This window comes from Caulobacter sp. HMWF025, from assembly GCF_003060965.1.
In the GTDB taxonomy this organism is placed as follows: domain Bacteria; phylum Pseudomonadota; class Alphaproteobacteria; order Caulobacterales; family Caulobacteraceae; genus Caulobacter.
Genome location: NZ_QAII01000151.1, coordinates 11,495 through 28,297 on the forward strand (window position 1 = coordinate 11,495; position 16,803 = coordinate 28,297).

The following is a 16,803-nucleotide window of genomic DNA, read 5'->3' on the forward strand; positions in this document are numbered from 1 at the left end:
TGGCGTCACCGCCCGTTCGCACCAGACCCAGCCGCTCCCAGAAAGGGATTGCGGCGGACAGGTCGTTGCTGGGAATGATGGTGAAGGCACCGGTAGTGGGTATCTCGGTCATGGGCTGCTCCCTGGCGCTTACCACGAGGCTAAACCGTTCAGGCCGAAAACACCCGCCCCTCGCGCACGACGACCGGCCAGGGCGACAGCTTCGCGCCGGTGCAGGGGCCGCCGACACAGGCCCCTTCATCGACCGTGAACACGGCTCCGTGCCAGGAGCAGGCGATCAGACCTCCATCCGACGTCAGATACTGATCCAGCTGCTGGGCCAGGGGCAGTCCGGCATGCGGACACCGGTCGACATAGCCGAACACCGCCTCGCCCCGCCGCACGACAAAGCCATGGAACCGCTTGTCGCCGATCTGCAGGACATAGTTGCGGGCCCCGCCGTCAACGATCAGGTCGAGCGGCCCCAGACCGACACCCGCAGGTGTGGTCCAGACCCGCCCGACCGGCTCGTCCTGGCTCAAACGCGCTCGACCGTCTGCTCGATGGCCCCGAAGATGGTGTGCCCTCTGGCGTCCTTCATCTCGATCCGGATGGTGTCGTCGCCCATCAGGAACGGCGTGCTGGCCGCGCCCGTCAGGATGGTCTCGACCGTGCGCAGCTCGGCCAGGCAGGAATAGCCGACACCGCCCTGGGACACCGGCTTGCCGGGGCCGCCGTCGGGGCCGCGATTGCTGACCGTGCCCGAGCCGACGATGGTGCCGGCGCACAGGGGACGGGTCTTGGCGGCATGGGCGACCAGGGTCCCGAAGTCGAAGGTCATGTCGACCCCGGCATCGGCGCAACCGAAGTCCTCGCCGTTCAGCTCGACCAGCAGCGCGCCGTGCAGCTTGCCGTCCTTCCAGCCCGGCAGGGCGTCCGGACTGACCGCGACGGGGGAGAAGGCGCTGGCCGGCTTGGACTGCACAAAGCCGAAGCCCTTGGCCAGTTCGGCCGGGATCAGATTGCGCAGCGAGACGTCATTGCAGAGCATGACCAGCTGGATGGCCGCCAGGGCCTCGTCGCGGCTGGCCCCCAGCGGCACGTCACCGACGATGACAGCGATCTCGCCCTCCAGGTCACAGCCCCAGGCGGAATCGGCGAGAGGAATGGTGTCGCGCGGTGCCAGGAAGCCGTCCGAAGCCCCTTGGTACATCAGGGGATCTGTCCAGAAGGTCTCGGGCATTTCCGCCCCGCGGGCCTGCCGGACCAACTGCACGTGGTTCACATAGGCGCTACCGTCCACCCACTGATAGCCGCGCGGCAGAGGGCTGAGGGCGTCATGCTCGTGGAAGCGCTCCTTGGGCACCGCGCCATGTTCCAGACTCTCGGCCAGCCCCCGCAGCAACGGCTCGCAATGGGCCCAGTCATCCAGCGCCGCCTGCAGGGTCGGGGCGATGGTACCCGCGTCCGTAAACCAGGCCAGGTCGTTGGAGACCACCACCAGACGGCCGTCACGGCCACCCTTGAGAGACGCGAGCTTCATAGGCGCTTCCTCTTTTTCTTTATGGTTTGGGCAGGACGGCCTTGGGGAAGTCCGACCAGCAGGCGTCATAGTCCGCCTGAAGCGCGCAACTCTCCAGCGCAAATCGTGTCGGCCGGATCACCCAGCGACTTTCGAACATGAAGGCCAGGGTCCCGTCGATCCTGTGGGGGGCCAGAACCGCGTCCGTGGCGGCCCGCCAGCTGGCCAGATCGGGGCCGTGGTCGCTCATGCAGTTGTGCAGGGAAGCCCCGCCCGGCAGGAAGCCTCCAGCCTTGGCGTCATAGGCCCCATGCACCAGGCCCATGAACTCGCTCATGACGTTGCGATGGAACCAGGGCGGCCGGAAGGTGTGCTCGGCCACCATCCAGCGCGGCGGGAAGATCACGAAATCACAGTTGGCCGTGCCGGCGATCTCGCTGGGAGCGGTCAGCACCGTGAAGATCGACGGATCCGGATGGTCGAAACTGACCGTATTGATCGTGTTGAAGCGGTCCAGATCATAGCGATACGGAGCCAGGTTGCCGTGCCAGGCCACCACGTCCAGCGGGCTGTGCTCCCAGGTCGCCGACCACAGACGGCCGTGGAACTTCTGGATCACCTCGGTCGGGCCATCGACATCCTCGAACGCCGCAACCGGCGTCTCGAAGTCGCGCGGATTGGCCAGGCCGTTGGCCCCGATGGGGCCAAGGTCGGGCAGCTTGAACATCGCGCCGTAGTTTTCGCAGACATAGCCGCGCGAGGGACCGTCGATCTCGACCCGGAACCGCACGCCGCGCGGGATCACCGCGATATGGCCCGGGCCGGCCGTCAGGATCCCCATCTCGGTCACCAGGGTCAGGACGCCCTGTTGTGGGACGATCAGCAGCTCGCCGTCGGCGTTGTAGAACACCCGGTCGCGCATCGAGACATTGGCGAGGTAGAGGTGGATCGCGATCCCGGACTGCACACCGGCTTCGCCATTGCCGGCCAGGCAGGCCAGGCCGTCGACGAAGTCGGTGGGCTTGGCGGGGATCTCCAGCGGGTCCCAGCGCAGGCGGTTGGGATTGACCGGTTCATCCCCCGGTCCCGCAAGGCACGGCTGCTCATAGGGCCGGGCGGCCCCGTGACCGGCGCTGGGGCGCAGGCGATACAGCCAGCTGCGGCGGTTCTCGTGGCGCGGCGCGGTGAAGGCGCTGCCCGACAGCTGCTCGGCATAGAGACCGAACGGCACCTTCTGCGGCGAGTTCTGCCCTACCGGCAGGGCCCCGGGCACGGCCTCGGTGGCGAAGTGATTGCCGAAGCCGGACTGATATTGGAGGTCCATGTGCGTTCCCGTAACCCAGTGGCCATCCTTATCTTGTCATCCCGGAAGCCTCGCAGAGGCTATCCGGGACCCAGGGGCGGCTGCACTGCGTTCGCCCAGCCCGCCCCTGGGTCCCGGCTCTACGCTACGCTTCGGCCGGGATGACAAGGAAGGGCTATTACGCCTCGACCGTGATCACGCCACGGCGGATTTGGTCCAGCTCGATGCTCTCGAACAGGGCCTGGAAGTTGCCGTTGCCAAAGCCTTCATTGCCCTTGCGCTGGATGATCTCGAAGAAGATCGGACCAAAGAGGTTCTCGGTGAAGATCTGCAGCAGCAGGCCCTCTTCGCCGACATTGCCGTCCAGCAGGATGCGGTTCTTGCGCAGGCGCTCAAGGTCCTCGCCATGGCCAGGTACGCGCTTGTCGACCAGCTCGTAATAGGTCTCGATGGTGTCCTGCAGCTTGACGCCCCGGGCGCGCAGCTTCTCCACGGTGTCGTAGATGTCGGGGGTAGTCAGGGCCAGGTGCTGGATGCCCTCGCCATTGTACTGGCGGATGAACTCCTCGATCTGGCTCTTGTCGTCCTGGCTCTCGTTCAGCGGGATGCGGATGGCCTTGTCGGGCGCGATCATCGCCTGGCTGAACAGGCCGGTCGCCTGGCCCTTGATGTCGAAATACTTCTGCTCCTCGAAGCCGAAGACATCGCGATAGAAGGTCGACCAGGTGCGCATCTGCCCGCGCTTGACGTTGTGGGTCAGGTGGTCGAGCAGGTCCAGGCCGACATTGTTCTTGGCCTCGGCCAGGGCGGCGCCGGGCACCTGTTCCCAGCTGTCATAGATGGTGCCGAGATCGCCATGGCGACCGACCAGATAGAGCATCGAGCCGCCGATGCCTTCCAGCACCCGCGCGCCTTCGCCCAGCACCGTCCGGGAGGCGTCAGCGGCGACCGCGCCGCGCTTCAGGGCTTCGGCATAGGCCGCCTCGACGTCCTCGACGCGGAAGGCCATGCCGTTGGCCGACGGACCGTGGGCGGCCCGGAAATCGGCGACCTGGCCGGCGGTGTCTTCATTGACCAGCAGGTTGATGCGGCCCTGCTTATAGCGGGTCACCGGCTTGGTCGGGTGTTTGCTGGCGGCCACGAAGCCGAGGGCCTCGAACAGCGCCTTCATGGCGGCGGGGTCGGGGCTGGTGAACTCGACAAACTCGAAGCCGTCGAGGCCCAGCGGGTTTTCTGCGGTCATGGGCATGGAGAAGCTCCCGAAGCTCAGCGGGCCAGAGCCGCCGGCAGGGCGGCGATCAGGCGGTCATTGTCGGCCGGACGGCCAATGGTGATGCGAACCCAGCCGCCGGCCACCGGCGTCGGGCGGATGATAAGCCCCTCCTGCAACAAACGCGCAGTCGTGGCCTCAGGGCCGGCCGGCGTCTTCAGGAACACGAAATTGGCCTCGCTTTTCGTGTGCTCGATGCCGAGCGCGTCCAGCGCCGCCTCGACCCGGGCCCGCTCGGCCACGGTCAGGGCCACGGTGCGCTCAAGGTGTTCGACATCGGCCAGGGCCGCAAGGGCGGCGGCCTGCGACACGGCGGTGACGTTGAAGGGCGGGCGCAGGCGATCCAGATAGCCGACCAGCTGCGCCGACGAGGCCACGCCATAGCCGACCCGCATGCCGGCCAGGCCGTAGGCCTTGGAGAAGGTGCGCGCCGACACCCACGGGCCGCCCCAGGCCTCCAGCAGGGCGAAGGTGTCGAACACCTCGTGATACTCGCGATAGGCTTCGTCGACGAACACCATGGTCGAGCGCGGCGTGACGGCCAGGATCTCGCCGATGTCGACGCCGGTCAGGGCGTTGCCGGTCGGATTGTTGGGGGTGCACAGCACCAGCAGCTTGGGCCCCTTGGCCGCCTCGACCTTGAAGGCCTCGACGTCGAGGTCAAAACTGGCCAGGCGCGGCACGTCGATGATGCTCGCCTCGGCGCACTTGGCGAAGATCTCGTAGGCCGGGAAGGTCGGGGTCGACATCAGGATCGTCTCGCCCGGCGCGATCACCGCGCGGAACAGATAGTCGATCAGGGCCTCAGACCCCGGCGACACCACGATACGGGCCGGATCAACGGCCAGATGGGTACCCAGGGCGTCGCGCAGGGTCTCGCAATAGGGGTCGGGATAGATTTCCGGATGGGCCATGGCGGCCATCACGGCATCAGCCACCTGAGGGCTGGGGCCCAGCAGGTTCTCGTTGCTGGCCAGCTTGGAGAAATCGCTGCGCCCGGCCCGGCGGCCGGCCTCGGCCAGGGTCATGCCCGAGCGGTAAGCCTGCACTGTCTCCAGCGCGGCCCGCATCGGCGAGGGCACGGCATTGGCCAGCGGCTTTTGATCGACAACCAGCATAACGTCCGTTCCTCCCGAGAGCGACGGTCAGGATAGAGCGGATTACGGGGCGATGTGTGGCGATCTGGGGCAACTTGTGGAGTGATGATATCATCTATAACCGTATTTCCGCTTCTAATCAGCATACTGTGCTAACGTATGCTAGCTGCCACCAGGGGGCCTGGGCGTCGACAAAAGCGCCCGATTGTAAGCCAAGGCATAGGCGGCGGCCCTCTTGTTGAAGGCCGAATGGGCCAAGCCGCGCACCTGATCGCCGGTGTCCTCAATGAACAGAACAGGCCTTGGAGGTTCGCTCTTGCTGACGGCCTCGCCGCCCGGAACGACCGAGCTGTAGGTATAGACACCCAGCAGGTGCCGATCTCCCCGACCTCGCGCCGCCGCAGCGTCCAACGGCGCACGGCGAGGATCGACTTGCTCCCATGACAGCCGGATATGGCCGGCTTCCACCGGTCGCCCCCTGTTGGGGTTCTCATAGCCGGGCGAACAGGCGGCGACCAAAGCCAGGACGACAAGCACCGCTACGTTCTTCATGCCCGCCTCACCCTATTAAGCCGCATGCAAAGCGGTTCGGTCCCAGCCCCTACCCCGCCCGCCATGGTGAGGCCGCGCCTTGAAGCCTTGCAGGTGAGCCTGCTCTGGCGTCTGGCCGTGTCAAGGACTGGCCTGCGGCCAGCCGCGCCGCGGCGGCGCCCCGCGCCGTCCTTGACACGGCCAGACGCCAGAGCCCCGATCCCCCAAGGATTTAAGGCGGGAGCCGCATCCGGGACGGACGCGGGTAAGTCAACGAGCGGACCTTGGGAACGTCCGAGAAGGATGGTGGACGGAAGGCCAATACTATCGGGCCAATCAATCGTCTCCGCGCAATTGCGCGGAGCGGCGATCCTTGTGCGCTGGGATAAGGAGACCATCTCGTCCAAATGCCCGCGTGGCGAAGGGGTGGGCCGTCCCGCTATGTCCAGTCCCGGGCGTCTCTTCACTACGGTTAAGCTGAAAGCACCCTGTTAATTCAGCAACGTAATACAGCAGACCAATTCTTCAACCTAGCAATTAGCACACATAACGTCGATGAGCTCGAGACGCCCTATCCGATACACTGACTTTCCGTTACTTTTCTTGAGCGTATCAACGTATACTGGGCTAACTAGCATCTTGGCGGGAATATACGATAAGCCAGATGGTCCCGAATTTCTAACCATGCCAGAAATTTCTGAGAACTTCATTACACTTGCATGTCCGTCAGCGCCAGATATTCCCAATATATCCTTGCAATAATCGCCACATCTGTCGTCTTTTATAATCAGATCGTGAGGAGAGCCATCCACCAATCTTCCATGAACTAAGAACCTACTGCGCTCAGGCGGACCAACCACACGAATATCCACAATCTCTCTAACAGATAAGGCGGGGCCTTTGCCCGAAATCTGAGTACCGTTGGGCTCACATGCCGAAATCGCAATAAGACCCGACAGGAAAACCAACCGAAATTCGTTCATCGGAATATCCACCCCATCTTACCCACTAAGTTCGACACTTCATGTAACGTCCAACCAGGGTCGGGACCGCCAATTGACGCCCGCGCTTGACGCCGACCCTGAGCGTCACAGCCCCCCTACTCCACATAATCCAGCGGCAGCGCCGTATCGTCCTTGATCGTCTCCAGCACGAAGCTGGAGCGGATATCCTTGACCGCCGGCATCTTCAGCAGGCGCTTCATGGTGAACTCGGCATAGGCGTCGAGATTGGGGGCCACCACCCGCAGCAGGTAGTCATAGCCGCCGGTCATGGCGTGGCAGCCCACCACCATGGGCTCGCGGCGCACGGCTTCGGCGAAGGCGTCGGCGGCGGTTTCGCTGTGGCGGTCGACCTGGACCTCGACATAGGCCAGCAGGTCCAGCCGCGCCTTGCGGCGGTCCAGCAGGGCCACATAGCCGGCGATCAGGCCGCTGGCCTCCAGCTGCTTGACCCGGCGCAGGCACGGGCTGGGCGACAGGCCCACGCGCTCGGCCAGCTCGACATTGGTGACCGAGCTGTCCTGCTGGAGGATCTCGAGAATCTTGCGATCGGCGCGGGTGAGCTTCATCGTGACCGGGATTTGCGGCTAGGTTGGCAGATTGTGCCAACCTAGCCGCGATTGGGATAGAAGGCCACTCGCCCCCACCTGACCTGCTTTGCAGGTCGTCCGCCCCCAGAGGGAGCGGATGATCCCATCTTCCCCCTAAGGGGGAGGAGCGCGCAGCGCGGAGGGGGCAAGTGGCCACCCAAAAACAAAAACGCCCGGGGCTTTCACCCCGGGCGCTTGTTCAGTGTCTGTCAGACCCGGCTTTTCAGTTGGCCAGGCGGCGCAGGAACGACGGGATCTCGAGATCCTCGCCTTCGTCCGCATGGGGCGCGTCCAGGGGCTGGACGGCCGGGCGGGCGCTGGTGGTCGAACGGGTCTGGGGCTGCGGGGCCGGTTGCTGGTCGTAGCGCTGCCGGCCACCGCCGAACAGGCTCATCCAGCCGCCCGACTTCTGGGCCCGACGATCATCATGATGCGGCTCGGGATACAGCGGCTGCTCTTCGAACTCGTCGACCATCGGATCGACGATCCGGGTCACGGGGCGCGGCGCTGGGCCGGTGATACGCGGCTCGGGCTGCGCCTCGGCGACCGGCTCTTCGAAATAGAGATCGGTCTGGGGCTCTTCAGCCGCCATTTCGGGCTCGGGGGCCTGGTAGGCGGGCTCAGGCGCATAGTTTACCGGCTGCGCGGCCGGCCGCTCAAAAGGGCGGGCCTCGTAGCGCGACGGCGTCCGAAGGGCAGGCTCGGGCTGCGGCGCGGGAGCCGGACGGGCCGTCTCGACGATCAGCGGCGCGGCCGAGGTGTTGCGGGCAACCGGCTTGGGTTCGATCTGGGCGATGGAGGCCCCGTCCATGCCGGTGGCGACCACCGACACGCGGATGACGCCGTCCAGCGACGGATCGAAGGCCGCGCCGAAGATGATGTTGGCTTCCGGGTCGACCTGGTCGGAGATCGCGTTGGCGGCCTCGTCGACTTCCAGCAGGGTCATGTCCATGCCGCCGGTCACGTTGACCAGCACGGCCTTGGCCCCCTTCAGCGAGACTTCGTCCAGCAGCGGGTTGGCGATGGCGTTCTGGGCGGCCATCAGGGCGCGGTCTTCGCCGGTGCCCTCGCCGGTGCCCATCATCGCCTTGCCCATTTCGGTCATGACCGTACGGACGTCGGCGAAGTCGAGGTTGATCAGGCCCGGCAGGACCATCAGGTCGGTGATCGAGCGAACGCCCGAGTGCAGCACCTGGTCGGCCATACCGAAGGCCTCGGCGAAGGTGGTGCGCTCGTTGGCGACGCGGAACAGATTCTGGTTCGGAATGACGATCAGGGTGTCGACATAGCGCTGCAGCTCGCCGATGCCGGCATCGGCCAGACGCATGCGGTGACGGCCTTCGAAGTGGAAGGGCTTGGTCACGACGCCGACGGTCAGGATGCCGCGCTCGCGGGCGCACTTGGCGATGATCGGGGCCGCACCGGTGCCGGTGCCGCCGCCCATGCCGGCGGTTATGAAGACCATGTGGGCACCGTCGAGGTGCTCGCCGATCTCGGGGAAGCTCTCTTCGGCGGCGCTCATGCCGACTTCGGGATGCGCACCGGCACCCAGGCCCTGCGTGACCTGCACGCCGAGCTGGATACGTCGATCGGTCTTGGCGAACTGGAGCTGCTGTGCGTCCGTATTGGCGACGACGAACTCAACACCTTCGAGGCCGGCCTCGATCATGTTGTTGACGGCGTTACCACCAGCCCCACCGACGCCGAACACCACGATACGCGGCTTCAACTCAGTGGTCTGCGGCGCGGAAAGAGAAATAGCCATTGGACCCTCGCGACCTATCGCCGACATCGTCAAACAAGACCCCGGCGATCCAATCGTCGGGAACGCCTCGACGATTGGGTTAACAGAACAACCACCATCGTTAATCGGCGGTTAACTGCATAATCTGAGTCGGGGACAGGTCGAGCGCTACGGGTTCACAAATTGCGCTCTATCAACAGAATCCCCTGCCGTTCCAAAGCTTCTGCAAGGGTTTGAGACCTGATGCGACCGAACGCCGCTGAGGGATTTTTTAACGATCGGGGGCGCTTTTCCGCGAGGTCAAAGCTTGGCCGTTAACGATATCTGTTAAAGATTCTCGCGCAGCCAGGCTGCGGCCTTGGCCATAGGCGAAGCGTTCGGATCGATGGGGCGCTTGCGCAGGGCGGCCGTCGCCAGGGCCTTGGGCGAGACCACTTCCCGGGGGCCGAAGGCCGAGCGGTGCAGTACGCCTGCGGCGGCGCAGAAGGCCGGGCCCGAGGCGGCATCGGCCAGATGGGGTACGCGGCGCGGACGCCCAAGGCGCACCGGACGGTCAAAGACCCGCACGGCCACTTCGCGCACGCCGGCCAGCTGGCTGGCCCCGCCGGTCAGGACGATGCCCGCGCCCGGCTCGACCGGCGCGCCAGACGCCTTCAGGCGTTCGCGCAGCAGTTCCAGGGTTTCTTCGACGCGCGGCTGGATGATGCCCTTGAGCAGAGAGCGCGGCGCAATGACGGGACCGGCGCCTGGATCGTCACCCCGCGGCGGAGCCTCGATCATCTCGCGATCCTCGTTGGCCGAGGCGATGGCACTGCCGTGCAGGGTCTTGATGCGCTCGGCCCCGGCGACCGAGGTCTGCAGGCCGCGGGCGATGTCCTGGGTCACGTGACCACCGCCGACGGCCAGGCTGTCGACGTGGCAGAGCGCGCCGTTGTTGAACACCGCCACCGAGGTCGAGCCGCCGCCCATGTCGATACAGACGGCGCCCAGGTCCATCTCGTCCTCTTCCAGGGCCGCCAGGGCCGAGGCGAAGGGCGCGGCGACCACGCCCTCGAAGCTGAGGTGAGCGCGTTCCACGCAGTGGGCCAGGGTGTGGAAGATGTTCTCGTTGATCGAGACGACCAGCAGTTCCAGGCCCAGCGCCCGGCCGAACATGGCCCGCGGGTCGCGAATGCCCCTCTGGCCGTCCACCGACCAGGCGATCGGCAGCAGGTGAATGGGCTTGCGGCCCGGCAGGCGGACCTGGGCCAGGGCCGAGCCGATGGCGCGCGACAGGTCGCCGTCCGCGATCGGACGGGCCCCGAGCGAGACCTGGGTGTGAACCCGGTGGCTGGCCAGCTGGCCACCGGCCGTGCAGACGCTGACACCCTGGACGTGAACGCCGGCGACGGTCTCGGCCCGTTCCACGGCCTGGGCGATGGCCTGGGCGGCCTCGTCGAGATTGATGATCGCGCCGCCCCGCACGCCGCGCGACTGGACATAGCCGACGCCGGAGGTGGTCAGGGTGCGGTTGTCGCGGTGGACCCCGTCGGCCTTCATGATGAAGCAGGTAACCTTGGACGCGCCGAGGTCGACGGCGGCGACGGCGGGCTGACGCACAAGCGTCGCCTTCAGGCCATCACGGGCCTGCTTGCGGTCCTCCATACGCGACATCGCTATCGTCACCTCTATACCATCACGTTACGCGCCGCCGGCCACGGTCTGCCCAGGCAGAACCGCGTCGCGGGGTCTAACAGCCACCATCTCGGGATCGCGCAGATCGATGCGCGCGAAACCCAAATCCAGGATTCGTTGCCGCTGGTCCAACTGATCCAGTTGAATCAGTGCAGATTCTTCGTCGATCGCCGGAAGCTGGATCAGCGAGCCGTCTTTCAGGCGCAGATCCCAGCGGCGGTCGTCGACCCGTACCAGGGCTTCCAGCCGGTCGCGCAGGCGGGGCCGGCCCGCAACAGCCGGCAGGATCGCGCCGGCGGCCTGGTCAGCCCCCTGCCCCACGACCAGCGGAAGCTGCGGGAAACGCGCGGCATCGGCCTCGGAAATCACCCGCCCCTCGGCGTCAATGACCCGCATGCGACCGTGATACTGCCAGACCGCCAGGGCCGGACGCTCTTCGACGGCGATCAGCACGGTGTCGGGCAGAAGCCGCACGACCTTGGCCTGCTTCACCCAGCCCACCGTCTCGACGCGCTGGCGGATGGCGGCGAGGTCGAGGCCCAGGGTCGGTTGGTCCTGATAGAGGCCCGAAGCGCGGCGGATGTCGGCCTCGGCCTGGGGCGAGGCACCCTGCACATGCAGCTTGGTCAGCTTGAACCCGGCGGCGGCGAACTGGCCGTCTACGCCCTGGCGCGCAGCCATGACGAGGCGCTCGGCCCGATGGCCGGTCGCAAGCATGACCACAAGCCCAAGACCCAGTGCGGCGCCGGCGACGCCCAGAGCCAGTGCGGGCGACAGACCCACGCCCTTGGCGGCATGCAGCTTCGCGGCCGGCTGCGCAGGGTTGCGCGACGCCGAACGGGCCTTGCTTGGACTTGCGGGCGCTTCGGCCCGAGGGCGCCTAGGCTTAGGCGATCCCCCCCGCACTACAGCGGGCATAAGCGTCCTCCACGATCCAGAGTACTCGTTGATCCGACGAAATCCGCGATGGGCGGCCGGCTCCGGAACGGAACAGACGCGACGTCATGCAAGACTGCGTGTTGACCCCTAGAAGGCCCTCAAGGTCGTTAATGTCGTCATAACGGAGGCAAGATCGGGTTACGCCTTGGCAACCAAGTGCGACATGGCGCCGCTGCGACGCACGAAGACCTGAAACCCCTGTCGCAAAAGGGTTTTCAACGGGTCAGAGCCCCTGCGGGCCGCCCCAAAAGGGGGACCGGTCCGGTTTCATAAAGCTGTGGACGCCCGGAAAGCGTTAGGATTGCACGATCCTGAGACAGGCCTGAGACCTTTTGACTCACCCCGTGCCGGGCAGTTCGTCAGGCTCCCCCGCCGTGTCGCCGCGGCGGGGGAGCCCTCAGGTCAGTGCGCCGCCTTCGGCGCCGTAGCGCCGAGCGCCCGGAAGTCGATGTCGCTGTCGGCGACATAGTAGAGGAAGCTGGCCCAGGCCGCGACGTTCTGGGCCAGTTGCGCGGGATCCACCTTGTTGAGGGTGTCATCCATGGTGTGGTGGTAGTCGAAATAGCGGCTGGCATCCTGGTTCAGGTTGATCACCGGAACGCCCGACGCCTCAAGCCCGCCGATGTCGGCCCCGCCATGGGCGGCCGGCGCGCGGTCCAGATAGATCTTCAGCGGCGTCAGGGTCTGGACTGCGGCCTTCATGGCCGGATGCTCGGCCGCACCGGCCGGCAGCTGCAGGCTGTAGATGCGGTCGGCACCGGTGTCGCTCTCGCCGGCCAGCACGATCTTGGGCAGTTCGTCCTTGTGGGCGGCCAGATAGGCCTCGGACGAGCCGCCGCTCTCCTCAGAGCCCCACATCACGACGCGAATGGTGCGCTTGGGATGCTTGGGCAGGTCGCCGATCAGCTTGGCTGCCGCCGTGGTGATGGCCACGCCGGTGGCGTCATCCAGCGCGCCGGTGCCGACATCCCAGCTGTCGAGGTGGCCGCCGATCACGATCACCTCGTCGGGCTTCTCCGAGCCCTTGATCTCGCTCGAGATGTTCCAAGCCACGTCCTTGGGGTCAAAGGTCGATTGCAGGTTCAGCCTGATGCGCAGCGGCTTGCCGGCGGCGGCCAGGCGCTCCAGCTGCTCGGCTTCGGGCACGCCGATGGCGGCGGCCGGAATGGTCACCACGCCCTCGCCGTTGGCGGTGACGCCGGTGTGCGGCACGCTCGAGTCCGAGGTCGAGATCGAGCGGATCAGCAGGGCCACCGCCCCCTTCTTTGCCGCCTCGACCGGACCCGATCGGCGCGAGATGCCGGCGACGCCATAGCCCGCCCCGTCCTGGGCCCGGACCATCGGCTGGGTGATGACGACGATCTTGCCCTTCAGCGAGCCGTCGGGGGCGGCGATCATCTCGTTATAGGTCTTGAACAGGGCCACATCGGCTTCAACGCCGCCCGCCGGGGTCGACTGGGTGCGGCCCAGGCCCACAGGGTTGAGGTTCATGGCATAGGGGGCCATCAGCCAGCCGCTCTCTTCGCCGCGCGTCCAAGACGGCTTGGCAAATTCCTCGACCCTGACGTTGGTGAAGCCCAGGGCCTTGAACTTGGCCACGGCCCAGTCCTTGGCCTTCTCCATGTTCGGCGAACCCACCAGGCGCGGGCCGATATTGGTGGTCAGGTCCTCGGTGATGTCCCAGGCCAGATAGTCGCGCAGGGCCTTGTCGCGCAGGGCTTCGGCGGTCTTGACGTCCTGGGCGTGAGCGGACCCGGCCAGCAGGGCGGACACGGCGACGGCGGCGGTCAGAAATTTGCGGAACATGCGCGAGGATTCTCCGGGGTTTGCACCGTCATAGCATCGCGGCGGGGCGGGAGAAGTCAGCAATGCGGTGAAGTGTGGCGGGTGCCCAAAAGATCCGCTCCCGGAAGGGGGAGGCGGCCGGAGGCCGGTGGGGGACGTGGGTCATGCGCCGGCGAGACTTCCCCCTCCGTCGGCTGCGCCGACCCCTCCCCCATCAGGGGGAGGACCTAAGGCCGCCCGATCCGCTTGATTTCCCACTCGAGCTGGATGCCGGTCCTGGCCAGCACGTCGGCGCGGACCGTATCGCCCAGGCCTTCCAGATCAGCGGCCGTGGCCTCGCCGGTATTGATCAGGAAGTTGCTATGCAGCGGCGAGAACATCGCCCCGCCGTAAGGCTTGCCGCGCCAGCCGGCCTCGTCGACCAGCTTCCACGACGAGTGGCCCGGCGGGTTCTTGAAGGTCGAGCCGCCGGTCTTTTCGCGGACCGGCTGCGAGGCCTCGCGGCGCTCGGTGATCTCGGCCATGCGGGCCGTGACGGCCTCGGGGTCGTCCGGCGTGCCTTCGAACACGGCCTGGACCCAGAACATGCTGTTGGGGGGCACGTCGGTATGGCGATAGGTGAAGCCGAAGTCGGCATTGTCCCAGACGCGCATCTCGCCGGTGCGGTCATAGCCCCAGGCGGTGACCAGGATGTCCTTGGTCTCGCGGCCATAGCAGCCGGCGTTCATGGTCAGGGCCCCGCCGACCGTGCCGGGAATGCCGACGAAGAATTCCAGACCGGCCAGGCCCGCCTTGGCCGCCGCCCGGGCCACCTGGGCGTCCAGCGCCGCCGGCCCGGCGATCACCCAGTTCTTCTCGGCATCGACGATCACCTCGCCGAAAGCCCGGCCCGCGCAGCGGATCACCACACCCTCGACCCCGCCGTCGCGGATGATCACATTGGAGCCGACGCCCAGGGCCTGGACCGGCACCTCGGGCGGCAGGGCCAGCAGGAAGTCGCGCAGGTCGTCCGGATCGGCCGGCAGGAACAGCACCTCGGCCGGCCCGCCGACCCGGAACCAGGTGAACGGCCCCAGCGGCTCGTCAAACAGCAGCTTGCCGCGAACGGCGGGGAGTTGGGTTTTCCAGGTCATGATTGGCTTCGGACTTGGCGTCGTGCGCGGTGCGACAGAAATTGAAGCAGAAAGAAAGCAAAGATCAGCCCGAAACCCACGATCTCAAGGCCGCTTAGCAGCATGAAGTCAGCGTTCGAGATGTATGTTGGCCCCTTGTCAATATCGATACTGTAAGCTTTGACAAACGCGCCTTGCGGCTGTCGAGGCCGCTCAACCGTATAGACATAGCGCAGCCAGAAGCGGGCAGCCGTGTCCAGAGCTACCAGAGCGACGATCGCCAGCTTGGCCACAAGCCAGCCGCGCGGGCTCACTTCGCCAGCGCTTCCAGCTGCCCCGGCAGGGCGTAGGACCAGGTGGTGATGTCGCCGGCCCCGAGCAGCACCACGAGGTCGCCGCTGGTGGCCTCGGCGGCGATCAGGCGCGGCAGGGCGGTGGGGTTTTCCAGCGCCAGGGCCCGGCGGTGGCCGAACTTCTTGAGGCCCTCGACCAGGTGGTCCTTGTCGACGCCCTCGATCGGCTGCTCGCCGGCCGTATAGACGTCGGCGACGATCACCGTGTCGGCGTCGTTGAAGCAGCTGGAGAACTCGGTCATCAGGTCGCGCAGCCGGGTGAAGCGGTGGGGCTGGACCACGGCGATCACCTTGCCGGTCGAGACGGCGCGGGCCGCTTTCAGCACGGCGGCGATCTCGACCGGGTGGTGGCCATAGTCGTCGACGACGCGGATGCCGCCCGCCACGCCCGTGGTCGTGAAGCGGCGCTTGACCCCGCCGAAGCCGGCCAGACCGGCGCGGATGGCGTCGGGGCCGATGCTCAGTTCGCGGGCCACGGCCACGGCGGCGGTGGCGTTGAGCACATTGTGGTGCCCGGCCATCGGCATCTTCAGGCCTTCATAGCGCACCTGATCGCCATCGCGCGGCGAGACGATGATGTCGAACACCGAGCCTTCCGGCCCCATGGTGATGTTGGAGACCCGCACCTCGGCCTGCGGATTGGTGCCGTAGGTCACCAGGCGCCGGTTCTCGATCCGGGCGGTCAGGGCCTGGACTTCCGGATGGTCGGTACAGACGGCGGCAAAGCCGTAGAAGGGGATGTTCTCGATGAAGGCCTGGAAGCCCTTCTTCACCGCATCGAAGGTACCCCAGTGGTCCAGGTGCTCGGCGTCGATATTGGTGACGATGGCCACGGTCGACTTCAGCTTCAGGAAGCTGCCGTCGCTCTCGTCGGCCTCGACGACGATCCAGTCGCCCTCGCCGACCTTGGCGTTGGTGCCATAGGCATTGATGATGCCGCCATTGACCACGGTGGGATCCAGAGCCCCGGCGTCCAGCAGCGCGGCGACCATCGAGGTCGTCGTGGTCTTGCCGTGGGTGCCGCCGACGGCGATCGAGAACTGCAGGCGCATCAGCTCGGCCAGCATCTCGGCACGCCTGACGAGGGGAAGACGCTTGTCGCGGCCGGCGACCATTTCGGGGTTATCGGCCTTGACCGCCGTCGAATAGACGATGGCCGAGGCGCCCTCGACATGGGCGGCGTCGTGGCCGATGAAGATCCGCGCGCCCAGCTTTTCCAGCCGCTCGGTATTGGCCGACGCCTTGGCGTCGCTGCCCTGCACGGTATAGCCGATGCGCAGCATGATCTCGGCAATGCCGGACATGCCGATGCCACCGATGCCGATGAAGTGCACGGGGCCGAGTTCGAAGGGTACGGGGCGTCGACGCTGGATCATGAAAAGCCGATTAGACCATTTGAAGACGACGCGAAACGCCCTCCTGACGCTGTTTTTGTGGACTGCCCCCGCGGCGGCCCAGGCGCCGGTGCCTGCCACGCCCCCCTCCCCGCTTGAGCTGCGCCTGGCCGATGTCGGGCGTTTTGCGGTGTTCGTCGACCTGACCAGCGTTCAGTGGAGCGGTCGTACCGCCCGCCTGCGGCTGCTACAGGTCACCGAAGGCGGCTTCAGGGCGGGGGCGGACGATTACTGGGGCGGCTGGCGGCACGAGGTGATCGACTGCGAGGCCCGCACCATCCGCCATGCCGGCTTTGCCAGCATCCGGGCCGGCGGTCATGAAGGCCCCCTCACCGGCGACCTGGGCCCGGCGGTTTCGACCCCGCAGGGCAGCGCCGACGAGGCGGCAGCCCGGGTGGTGTGTGACGGCTGGAAGCCGTTTGCCGGCGTGCCGGTGGCGACGGGTGTTGAACAGGCGGTGAGGATTGCCAGACCGCTGATCGAGACGGGGGCGGAGCCCTAAGGGGCTA

Annotated in this window: 15 protein-coding genes; 1 reads left to right on the forward strand and 14 read right to left on the reverse strand. The window is 66.5% G+C overall.

Translation table 11 applies throughout. The features are described from left to right. Window positions 1-149: 149 nt before the first annotated feature. The 14 genes from DBR10_RS16045 to murC form a co-directional block, all read right to left on the reverse strand. Window positions 150-521 (reverse strand): Rieske (2Fe-2S) protein, encoded by a 372-nt coding sequence (locus DBR10_RS16045; RefSeq protein ID WP_108505304.1) that lies wholly within the window; start codon window positions 519-521, stop codon window positions 150-152. Next, window positions 518-1,522 carry a fumarylacetoacetate hydrolase family protein gene (locus DBR10_RS16050; protein ID WP_108505305.1) on the reverse strand — a complete coding sequence of 335 codons (1,005 nt, stop codon included), beginning with the start codon at window positions 1,520-1,522 and terminating at the stop codon, window positions 518-520. The genes DBR10_RS16045 and DBR10_RS16050 overlap by 4 nt, the downstream gene beginning before the upstream one ends. 19 nt (window positions 1,523-1,541) lie before the next feature. Next, entirely contained in the window at window positions 1,542-2,825 is a 1,284-nt protein-coding gene (gene hmgA / locus DBR10_RS16055; protein ID WP_108505306.1) for a homogentisate 1,2-dioxygenase, read from the reverse strand. Window positions 2,826-2,982: 157 nt separating this feature from the next. Continuing rightward, entirely contained in the window at window positions 2,983-4,053 is a 1,071-nt protein-coding gene (hppD, locus tag DBR10_RS16060) for a 4-hydroxyphenylpyruvate dioxygenase (protein ID WP_108505307.1), read from the reverse strand. A 17-nt stretch (window positions 4,054-4,070) separates the two neighbouring features. Beyond that, window positions 4,071-5,192, reverse strand: coding sequence for a histidinol-phosphate transaminase (gene hisC, locus DBR10_RS16065; protein WP_108505308.1), 1,122 nt, complete (start codon window positions 5,190-5,192; stop codon window positions 4,071-4,073). Between the two features lie 141 nt (window positions 5,193-5,333). Continuing rightward, on the reverse strand, window positions 5,334-5,723 hold the full coding sequence (locus DBR10_RS16070; RefSeq protein WP_108490673.1) for a hypothetical protein: 390 nt from the start codon (window positions 5,721-5,723) through the stop codon (window positions 5,334-5,336). A gap of 1,078 nt (window positions 5,724-6,801) precedes the next feature. Then, window positions 6,802-7,272, reverse strand: a complete 471-nt coding sequence (locus DBR10_RS16075) for an Lrp/AsnC family transcriptional regulator (protein ID WP_108556507.1) — start codon at window positions 7,270-7,272, stop codon at window positions 6,802-6,804. A 244-nt stretch (window positions 7,273-7,516) separates the two neighbouring features. After that, the gene (ftsZ, locus tag DBR10_RS16080) at window positions 7,517-9,058 is read right to left on the reverse strand and encodes a cell division protein FtsZ (protein ID WP_108505310.1); all 1,542 of its coding nucleotides are present in this window, start codon (window positions 9,056-9,058) and stop codon (window positions 7,517-7,519) included. A 306-nt stretch (window positions 9,059-9,364) separates the two neighbouring features. Continuing rightward, the gene (gene ftsA, locus DBR10_RS16085) at window positions 9,365-10,690 is read right to left on the reverse strand and encodes a cell division protein FtsA (RefSeq protein ID WP_108556508.1); all 1,326 of its coding nucleotides are present in this window, start codon (window positions 10,688-10,690) and stop codon (window positions 9,365-9,367) included. 27 nt (window positions 10,691-10,717) lie between these two features. Then, window positions 10,718-11,629, reverse strand: a complete 912-nt coding sequence (ftsQ, locus tag DBR10_RS16090) for a cell division protein FtsQ (protein WP_108505311.1) — start codon at window positions 11,627-11,629, stop codon at window positions 10,718-10,720. A 423-nt stretch (window positions 11,630-12,052) separates the two neighbouring features. Beyond that, on the reverse strand, window positions 12,053-13,456 hold the full coding sequence (locus DBR10_RS16095; protein WP_108505312.1) for a M20/M25/M40 family metallo-hydrolase: 1,404 nt from the start codon (window positions 13,454-13,456) through the stop codon (window positions 12,053-12,055). A 206-nt stretch (window positions 13,457-13,662) separates the two neighbouring features. Next, window positions 13,663-14,568: a UDP-N-acetylmuramate dehydrogenase gene (gene murB, locus DBR10_RS16100; RefSeq protein WP_108504804.1), complete on the reverse strand. Its 906-nt coding sequence runs from the start codon at window positions 14,566-14,568 to the stop codon at window positions 13,663-13,665. Continuing rightward, on the reverse strand, window positions 14,565-14,861 hold the full coding sequence (locus tag DBR10_RS16105; protein ID WP_108504803.1) for a hypothetical protein: 297 nt from the start codon (window positions 14,859-14,861) through the stop codon (window positions 14,565-14,567). The genes murB and DBR10_RS16105 overlap by 4 nt, the downstream gene beginning before the upstream one ends. After that, window positions 14,858-16,276 carry a UDP-N-acetylmuramate--L-alanine ligase gene (gene murC / locus DBR10_RS16110; RefSeq protein ID WP_108504802.1) on the reverse strand — a complete coding sequence of 473 codons (1,419 nt, stop codon included), beginning with the start codon at window positions 16,274-16,276 and terminating at the stop codon, window positions 14,858-14,860. The genes DBR10_RS16105 and murC overlap by 4 nt, the downstream gene beginning before the upstream one ends. Here murC and DBR10_RS16115 point away from each other — a divergent pair. Beyond that, window positions 16,275-16,796 carry a hypothetical protein gene (locus DBR10_RS16115; RefSeq protein ID WP_108556509.1) on the forward strand — a complete coding sequence of 174 codons (522 nt, stop codon included), beginning with the start codon at window positions 16,275-16,277 and terminating at the stop codon, window positions 16,794-16,796. The two genes, murC and DBR10_RS16115, sit on opposite strands and share 2 nt — an antisense overlap. The last annotated feature ends 7 nt before the right edge of the window (window positions 16,797-16,803 follow it).

Excerpts from the sequence above, each read along its gene's own strand:
- DBR10_RS16050 (WP_108505305.1), bottom strand. The coding sequence starts at position 1,522 with ATGAAGCTCGCGTCTCTCAAGGGTGGCCGTGACGGCCGTCTGGTGGTG.
- hmgA (WP_108505306.1), bottom strand. The coding sequence starts at position 2,825 with ATGGACCTCCAATATCAGTCCGGCTTCGGCAATCACTTCGCCACCGAG.
- hppD (WP_108505307.1), bottom strand. The coding sequence starts at position 4,053 with ATGCCCATGACCGCAGAAAACCCGCTGGGCCTCGACGGCTTCGAGTTT.
- hisC (WP_108505308.1), bottom strand. The coding sequence starts at position 5,192 with ATGCTGGTTGTCGATCAAAAGCCGCTGGCCAATGCCGTGCCCTCGCCG.
- DBR10_RS16070 (WP_108490673.1), bottom strand. The coding sequence starts at position 5,723 with ATGAAGAACGTAGCGGTGCTTGTCGTCCTGGCTTTGGTCGCCGCCTGT.
- DBR10_RS16075 (WP_108556507.1), bottom strand. The coding sequence starts at position 7,272 with ATGAAGCTCACCCGCGCCGATCGCAAGATTCTCGAGATCCTCCAGCAG.
- ftsZ (WP_108505310.1), bottom strand. The coding sequence starts at position 9,058 with ATGGCTATTTCTCTTTCCGCGCCGCAGACCACTGAGTTGAAGCCGCGT.
- ftsA (WP_108556508.1), bottom strand. The coding sequence starts at position 10,690 with ATGTCGCGTATGGAGGACCGCAAGCAGGCCCGTGATGGCCTGAAGGCG.
- ftsQ (WP_108505311.1), bottom strand. The coding sequence starts at position 11,629 with ATGCCCGCTGTAGTGCGGGGGGGATCGCCTAAGCCTAGGCGCCCTCGG.
- DBR10_RS16095 (WP_108505312.1), bottom strand. The coding sequence starts at position 13,456 with ATGTTCCGCAAATTTCTGACCGCCGCCGTCGCCGTGTCCGCCCTGCTG.
- murB (WP_108504804.1), bottom strand. The coding sequence starts at position 14,568 with ATGACCTGGAAAACCCAACTCCCCGCCGTTCGCGGCAAGCTGCTGTTT.
- DBR10_RS16115 (WP_108556509.1), top strand. The coding sequence starts at position 16,275 with ATGAAAAGCCGATTAGACCATTTGAAGACGACGCGAAACGCCCTCCTG.
- murC (WP_108504802.1), bottom strand. The coding sequence starts at position 16,276 with ATGATCCAGCGTCGACGCCCCGTACCCTTCGAACTCGGCCCCGTGCAC.